5 protein-coding genes are annotated in these 8879 nt (G+C 34.3%); all 5 read right to left on the reverse strand.

Annotated elements, in window-relative coordinates; translation table 11 throughout:
- The coding region (rpsL, locus tag J7M77_RS03170; protein ID WP_296875920.1) for a 30S ribosomal protein S12 at window positions 1–340 on the reverse strand (340 nt) is incomplete at its 3' end.
- A 231-nt stretch (window positions 341–571) separates the two neighbouring features.
- Window positions 572–4252, reverse strand: coding sequence for a DNA-directed RNA polymerase subunit beta' (rpoC, locus tag J7M77_RS03175; protein ID WP_296875922.1), 3681 nt, complete (start codon window positions 4250–4252; stop codon window positions 572–574).
- An 11-nt stretch (window positions 4253–4263) separates the two neighbouring features.
- Window positions 4264–7947 (reverse strand): DNA-directed RNA polymerase subunit beta, encoded by a 3684-nt coding sequence (gene rpoB / locus J7M77_RS03180; RefSeq protein ID WP_296875924.1) that lies wholly within the window; start codon window positions 7945–7947, stop codon window positions 4264–4266.
- A gap of 162 nt (window positions 7948–8109) precedes the next feature.
- Window positions 8110–8703: a class I SAM-dependent methyltransferase gene (locus tag J7M77_RS03185; protein WP_296875927.1), complete on the reverse strand. Its 594-nt coding sequence runs from the start codon at window positions 8701–8703 to the stop codon at window positions 8110–8112.
- 51 nt (window positions 8704–8754) lie between these two features.
- Window positions 8755–8879 (reverse strand): ribosomal protein L7/L12 (locus J7M77_RS03190; protein ID WP_296875929.1); only part of this gene is annotated, 125 nt, incomplete at its 5' end.

The following is an 8879-nucleotide window of genomic DNA, read 5'->3' on the forward strand; positions in this document are numbered from 1 at the left end:
TACCACGAACGATGTGATAACGAACCCCTGGTAAGTCCTTAACACGGCCACCACGAATCAAAACAACACTATGTTCTTGTAAGTTATGTCCAATTCCTGGAATATATGCAGTTACTTCCATACCATTTGATAATCTAACACGGGCATATTTACGTAATGCAGAGTTAGGTTTCTTTGGTGTCATAGTAGCAACACGCGTACAAACCCCACGTTTTTGAGGTGAATTAGAAATCGTTGGTTTTTTAGCCAATGAGTTATATCCTCTGTTTAACGCTGGTGATTTTGATTTTGAAATTTTGTCAGTACGACCATGTCTTACTAATTGGTTAATAGTAGGCATTCATTTTCTCCTTTCTTAAATTTTAACACACAATCCCGGGTGTTTCATTAATTTCTATAAACAATGCGTCCATAAACGGACACCGCAATAATATTAAAATATTTATTAAAAGTTGTCAATCTTTTTTTGCAAAAAAATTCGATTTTTACGCTTTTTTTAGATAGCTCGCTATTTTCTATTATAACCAGTTTTCTTGCTTTTTAATAAACCAATCTAAAAAACAAGCAGGTTTTATCCTGCTTGTTCACTAGTTTCTAATTCATGATCATTTTCGATCACTTCATTTTCATCATCAATCTCTACTAAACTCTCTTGTAAAGCCTTTTCTTCAGCTTCTCTAGCTAAGGTTTCTGGAGATTTTAAGGGACCGCGTAATCCAGTACCAGCTGGTAATAATTTACCAATCAAGACGTTTTCCTTAAGTCCTTTTAATAAATCCTTTTTACCCTTAATTGCTGCATCAGTTAAGATCTTAGTAGTTTCCTGGAATGATGCTGCTGATAAGAATGATTCAGTTTCCAATGAAGCTTTAGTAATACCTAATAATACCGGTCTTGCTACAGCTGGATGTTTACCAGCTTTTAAAACTTCTTTATTTAATTCAGTAAAAGCATTGATATTGATGTTTGTTCCTGGTAAGCATCCAGTTTCCCCACCTTCAATGATTTTCATCTTACGTAGCATTTGTTTAACGATAATTTCGATATGTTTATCAGAAATTTCAATCCCTTGAATTCGGTATACTTTTTGAACTTCTTTAATAATATAATTTTCAACTGCTTCAACATCAGCTACTGATAATAATTCCTTAGGATCAATTGATCCGGCCGTAACTTTATCACCGATATTTACATGATCTCCAATTTCAACACGGATCTTAGCACCATAAGGAGCTAAATAACTGCGAGTTTCTAGATCATTGGTAATAACCACTTCCATACGACCATTATTATCAATAATATTAGTTACTTCACCTTCGATTTCACTAATAATTGATTTAGCCTTTGGATTACGAGCTTCAAATAACTCTTGAATACGTGGTAACCCTTGAGTGATATCCGCACCACCGGCAACCCCACCATCATGGAAAGTACGCATTGTTAACTGAGTACCTGGTTCCCCAATTGACTGAGCTGCCATGATACCTACCGCTTCACCTAATTCAACCACACTACCAGTTGCTAGGTTACGACCATAACATTTACGGCAAATACCACCTTTAGCAATACATCCTAAAACAGAGCGGATTTCAACTTCTTTAATTCCCGCATTAACGATTTCATCGGCTAATGCTTCATTAATTAATTCACCACCAGGAACAATTACCTTTCTTGTTTCTGGATCAATAACATCTTTTTGAGCAAAACGACCTATCAAACGGTCTTTTAATGGTACAATTACTGATTGATCATCATTATTATATAATTCAGTAACAATGAATCCACGGTCAGTACCACAATCATCTTCAGAAATAATTACTTCTTGGGCAACGTCAACTAAACGTCTTGTTAAGTATCCTGAATCGGCTGTTTTTAACGCCGTATCAGTAGATCCTTTACGAGCCCCATGGGTAGAAATGAAGAATTCTGATGCTGTTAAACCTTCTCTAAATGAAGATTTGATTGGTAACTCGATTGTTTCCCCTTTTGGATTTGACATCAAACCACGCATACCTACTAGCTGAGTAAAGTTTGAAAGAGATCCACGGGCTCCGGAATCAGACATGATGAAGATTGGATTTCGACTATCAGCTTCGAATTCTTGACGTACAACTTCTTGTACTTCATCTTTAACATCAGTCCATAATTTAATTACGTTTTGATATCTTTCTGATTCTGTTAATTTACCTTTATTATAGAACTTTTTAATTTGTTCTAGTTTTTCATCTGCATGATCAAAAATTTCATATTTAGCTTCAGGAACCTGAATATCGTAAACTGATACTGTAGTTCCCGCAATAGTAGAATAATAGAAACCTTGATCTTTCAATTTATCAAGCATTAAACTTGTGTCTGACATTGCTTCATGTTTAAACACTTCGTCAATGATCTTTCCTAATGATTTTTTATTTAACGGCTTAATAATTGGCTGTTTTTTAATGTGTTCTTTGATATTTGTTCCCATTGGAACGAAATATTTATCAGGTGTTGCAATTAAGTTTTCACTGCTAGGGTCATTAATGAATGGGAATTTCCCATCAAAAATATCATTAAATAAGATCTTACCAACAGTTGTAATCAAATAACATTCATTTTGTTCTTTAGTGAATGTTTTATTCTTTAAAGAACCAGCTTTGATAGCTACACGAGTGTGTAAATCAACTGTTTTAGCAAAATAAGCATGATCTACTTCATTACGATCAGCAAAAACTGTACCTTCACCAATACCACCATCATCTTCAAGGGTTAAGTAATAGTTACCTAATACCATGTCCTGAGATGGTGTAACGATTGGTTTACCATCTTTTGGTCCTAAGATATTGCTTGAACCTAACATTAATTGTCGAGCTTCCTGGATTGCTTCATCACCTAAAGGAACATGGACAGCCATTTGGTCACCATCGAAATCGGCATTGAACGCTGGCGTAACCAATGGATGCAAACGAATTGCACGTCCTTCAACTAATTTAGGTTCGAAAGCCTGGATTCCAAGGCGGTGTAATGTTGGCGCACGGTTTAATAAAACCGGATGCTGCTGGATTACTTCTTCAACAATTGGCCAAATGCGGTCATCCATCTTATCAATCAATCTTTCAGCTGCTTTAATATTAGTAGCTAATTCATCACGTACTAATCCATTAATAACAAATGGTTTAAATAAGTTTAAAGCCATTTCCCGAGGAATACCGCATTGATACATCTTTAAATCAGGTCCTACAGCGATAACTGAACGTCCTGAATAGTCAACACGTTTTCCCAGTAAGTTTTGACGGAAACGTCCTTGTTTCCCTTTTAAAGTATGGCTTAATGATTTTAAAGCACGTCCACCGGCACCTGTAATTGGTTTTGAACGTCGACCATTATCAATTAAAGCATCAACTGCTTCTTGTAACATTCTCTTTTCATTTTGAACAATGATTGAAGGTGTCCCTAATTCCAACAATTTCTTTAAACGATTATTACGAGTAATAACACGACGATATAAATCATTTAAATCACTAGTTGCAAATCTTCCCCCATCCAATTGTAACATTGGACGTAAATCAGGTGGAATAACTGGTAAAGCTTCTAAAATCATCCATTCAGGTTGGTTTTCAGACGTTCTAAAAGCATTAATTGCTTCTAAACGTTTTAATAATTTTGTTCTTCTTTGACCTTGAGCTTCTTTTAATTCTTTACTTACCTTATTAAACTCAGCTTCTAAGTCAACTTGTTTTAATAATGTTTGAATTGCTTCAGCGCCAATTTGAGCTTCAAAAGTATGCCCAAATTGTTCAAAACATTTACGATAGTCTCTTTCTGACAATACTTGTTTGTATTCCAAAGGTGTACTACCCTTATCAATTACAACATAAGAAACAAAATAAATAATTTCTTCTAATTGTTTAGGTGACATATCCAAAATCAATCCCATTCTTGATGGTATTCCCTTTAAATACCAAATATGAGCAATTGGAGTCGCTAATTCGATATGTCCCATTCTTTCACGACGAACTGCAGATTTTGTAACTTCAACTCCACAGCGATCGCAGATTACACCTTTATAACGAACTTTTTTGTATTTTCCACAACCACATTCCCAATCCTTAGAAGGACCGAAAATTCTTTCACAGAATAATCCATCCTTCTCTGGTTTTTGAGAACGGTAATTGATTGTTTCTGGTTTTTTTACTTCACCATAAGACCATTCGCGAATCTTTTCAGGGGATGCTAAGCCAATTTGAATTGCTGAGAAATTATTTGTAGTTGCCATCTTTTTTCCTCCTATAATGATTCACTTTCATAAAAATCGTCATCGCTTACTTCATCGTTTTCATCTTCGCTATCAAGAATTTCATCATCAGCCTCACTAATTTCTAATTCGTCTTCTTCCATTTCTTCTTCGACTTCATCTTTAGTTTCTGGTTTAGCTGTATCAATTACTTCATCTTTATCAATACTGCGTGGGAAGCGATGTTCTTCTTCTTCAATATTACGCATATCAACTTCATTGTCGTTTTCATCTAATAAACGTACATCTAAAGCTAAAGCTTGTAATTCTTTCTTCAATACTCTAAATGATTCAGGTAATCCTGGTTCTGGAAGTGGCTGTCCTTTAACAATTGCTTCGTATGTTTTAACACGACCAACAACGTCATCAGACTTAACTGTTAAGATTTCTCTTAATGTATAAGCAGCACCATAAGCTTCAAGTGCCCAAACTTCCATTTCCCCAAATCTTTGTCCACCGTTTTGAGCTTTACCTCCAAGTGGCTGTTGAGTAACTAAAGAGTAAGGTCCTACTGAACGAGCATGTAACTTATCATCAACCATGTGGGCTAATTTAATCATATACATGATTCCCACTGAAATATTATTATCATAATATTCCCCAGTTTGCCCGGAAATTACTGGCTGTTTACCATCTTTAGACATCCCAGCTTCAGCCATGATATCTTCAAGATCTTTTGGATGCAATCCATCAAAAGCTGGAGTTGCAATATATAATCCTAATTGGCGAGCAGCATATCCTAAGTGTAATTCAAGCACTTGCCCGATATTCATACGTGAAGGTACCCCTAATGGGTTCAACATGATATCAAGTGGTGTTCCATCTTCCAAATGAGGCATATCTTCAATTGGTAAGATTTTAGAAATAACCCCTTTATTACCATGACGACCAGCCATTTTGTCACCTTCAGAAATTTTTCTTTTTTGAACAATATATACTTTTACAACTTTATTAACACCAGGCTGTAATTCATCACCATTTTTTCTTTCGAATACTTTGATATCATGAACAATACCAGCCCCACCATGAGGAACTCTTAATGAATTATCTTTAACTTCACGAGATTTTTCCCCAAAGATCGCTAATAATAATTTTTCTTCAGCAGATAATTCTGCTTGTCCTTTTGGAGTTACTTTACCAACTAAAATATCTCCTTCTTTTACTTCGGCACCAATCATAATGATACCGTCGCTATTTAAATTCTTACGTGCTTCATCACCAACATTAGGGATGTCACGAGTAATTTCTTCTGGTCCTAATTTAGTATCACGACATTCAATTGCATATTCATCAATATGAATAGAAGTATAAATATCATCTTTTACTAATCTTTCAGACATGATAACGGCATCTTCGTAGTTATAACCATTCCATTCCATGAATCCGACTAAAACGTTTTGTCCTAGCGCTAATTCACCTTGTTCCATCGCTGGACCATCAGCAACGATTTGTCCTTTAACGATATTTTCACCAACTTTAACAATTGGTTTTTGGTTAATACATGTACCATTATTAGAAATTTTAAATTTAGCTAGACGATAACGGTGTTCAACACCTTCCTCGTCTTCAATAATTACTTTTTTAGCATCAACATATTTTACAATACCATCTACTTTAGAAACTACCGCAGCTCCTGAATCACGGGCAGCCTGATATTCCATTCCTGTTCCGACAAAAGGAGTATGTGGATTTAATAAAGGTACTGCCTGACGTTGCATGTTGGCACCCATTAAGGCACGAGTCGCATCATCGTTTTCCAAGAAAGGAATACATGATGTAGCAACAGAAACAATCTGTTTTGGTGAAATGTCGATAAAATCAACTTCTTCACGTTTAGCCATAATATTTTCACCTAAATGCCGAGCAATAACTTGTTCATCTAGGATAGTTCCCTGATCATCAGTTTTAACGTTTGCTGGTGCAATTACGTAATTCTTTTCTTCATCAGCTGTTAAATAACGAACATCATTTTCATCAATAACACAATTATTAACTTTACGATATGGCGTTTCAATAAATCCATATTGATTAATTTTAGCATAAGATGCCAGTGTTGAAATCAACCCGATGTTTGGACCTTCAGGTGTTTCAATTGGACAAATTCTACCATAGTGAGATGCATGCACGTCACGGACTTCATATCCAGCTCGGTCACGACTTAACCCACCTGGCCCTAAAGCTGATAAACGACGTTTATTAGTAAGCTCAGCTAATGGATTGATTTGATCCATGAATTGTGATAACTGTGATGATGAGAAAAACTCTTTAATTGCCGCTGTTAAAGGACGAATATTAGTCAATGATTGCGGTGTAATTGAATCCACTTCTGATAAAGACATTCTCTCTTTAACAACTCGTTCCATTCTTGAAAGACCAATTCTAAATTGATTTTGAATCAATTCACCAACAGAACGAACACGACGATTACCTAAATGATCAATATCATCTAATAAACCTATTCTTGCCATTAAACTAACACGATCTTCAGCTGTTAAATCTAATGAATTATAAATGTCAACTAAGTTGAACATATATGAATAAGCAGCAATCATATCCGAAATTGTCACAAATTTACTATTTAATGATAAATCAGTTCCAATAACACGCATTTTTTTAGATTTTGTTTCATCAACGTAAACATCTAAAACCTGAATAACATCATTTGATTCTAGACGTGGATTGGTAGTTAATTTACGTGTATGAGCTCCGGCTTCTAAAATTGGTTTAATTTTATCGATCACTTCTTGAGTAATTGTAGTACCTTCTGGATAAACAACATTTCCATCAGTATCTTTAAAATCTTGAGCTAAAACACGCCCAGCAATACGATCTAATAAACTTAATTTTTTCCCAAATTTAAACCGCCCTGCTTTAGCCAGATCATAACGTTTAGCATCAAAAAAGCGTGTATATAAAAGGTTATTTGCACCTTCTAATGTAGCTGGTTCTCCTGGTCTTAATTTGTTATAGATCTCAATTAACGCTTCTTCCATGTTGGTTGTATTGTCTTTTGCAAGCGTATTAATAATATATTCATGTTCACCAAAAACATCAATAATTTCATCATTACTTGAAAGCCCTAAAGCTCTAAGCAAGACTGTTCCTGGCATTTTTCGGTTACGGTCAATTCTTACATTTAATGTATCTTTAGCATCAGTTTCAAACTCTAGCCAAGTACCTCTAGAAGGGATGACACTGCCACTAAAAACAGTTTTACCACTTTTATCTAAAACATCAGCAAAATAAGCCCCTGGTGAACGTACTAATTGTGATACGATTACACGTTCAGCACCATTAATAATAAAGGTACCTGAATCAGTCATTAATGGGAAATCACCCATAAATACTTCTTGTTCCTTAATTTCACCAGTACTAGAATTAATTAAACGTAAAGATGCACGAATTGGTGCTGCATAGTTAGCATCACGATCTTTACTTTCTTCAACTGAATATTTTGCCTCATCAAAAGTGCAATCGACAAATTCTAATGACAAAGTTTCATTAAAATTGGTGATTGGGTAGATATCTTCAAATACTTCTTTAATTCCAACTTCCTTAAACCATTTATATGAATTGGTTTGAATTTCTACTAAATTTGGAAGTTCTAACGATCCACTAATTCTTGAATAATTACGACGAGTAATTTTACTTTTTGCTTTGGTTATTTTGTTTTCCACGTATTAACTCCACCCCTTTATATTTCTCTATCAAGATGTTTTTGAGCGCGTAAAAACGCTTTATTATAAACACTAATAGGCATTTTATAACTCTATCACAAGGATATTTTAAAGTCAATAATTTTTTTAAAAAAATATAAAAAAACTATTGACAAATTATTTCTATTTGTAAATAGCTTTTAAAATATAATATCCTTTATCCCTTTTAACAATCTCAACATTGCCAAATACTTGCTCTAAATTCTTTTTTGCTGAAGGTGCACCTTGTTTTTTTTGAATCACGACCCAGATTTCACCATTTAAATTTAAATGATCTTTAGCTTCTACTAATATTTTAGTTACTACTTTTTTACCAGCTCTAATCGGTGGATTGGTAACAATTATATCATAGCGGCCATTTACTTTTTCATAACAATCACTATTAAAAACATTAGCTGTCAAATTATTAGCTTGTAAGTTACTTTTAGCTAGATTTATAGCTCGATCATTTACATCAACCATATCAACCACTAAAAATGGATAAACTTTTTTTAGACTAACCCCAAAAGTTCCATATCCACAGCCAACATCTAATAGTTTTTGCTTACTTTGATCTATTTCAATTGCATCTAGTAAGACCCGTGATCCATAATCGATCATTTTTTTAGAAAAAACCCCATTATCACTATTAAAAATAATTTCATTTTCGCGATAATGGAAAACAAACTGTTCTGGATTACTAACTAATTCGTTATTATCGGTATAATAATGTTTCATCTTAAATTAAGTTAAAAGAGCCCATAAGGGCTCTTAATTCTGTTAAGTTAATTATTTAACTTCTACAGTTGCTCCAGCAGCTTCTAATTTTTCTTTAATTTCTGCTCCTTCAGCAGCAGGAATGTTTTCTTTAATTACAGAAGGTGCTTTGTCAACTAAACCTTTAGCATCAACTA

Origin of the sequence: Thomasclavelia sp. (genome assembly GCF_017889095.1) — a bacterium.
Taxonomy (GTDB): Bacteria; Bacillota_I; Bacilli_A; order Erysipelotrichales; family Coprobacillaceae; genus Thomasclavelia.

Coding starts and splice junctions, on each gene's coding strand:
- rpoC (WP_296875922.1), bottom strand. CDS start 4,252: ATGGCAACTACAAATAATTTCTCAGCAATTCAAATTGGCTTAGCATCC.
- J7M77_RS03185 (WP_296875927.1), bottom strand. CDS start 8,703: ATGAAACATTATTATACCGATAATAACGAATTAGTTAGTAATCCAGAA.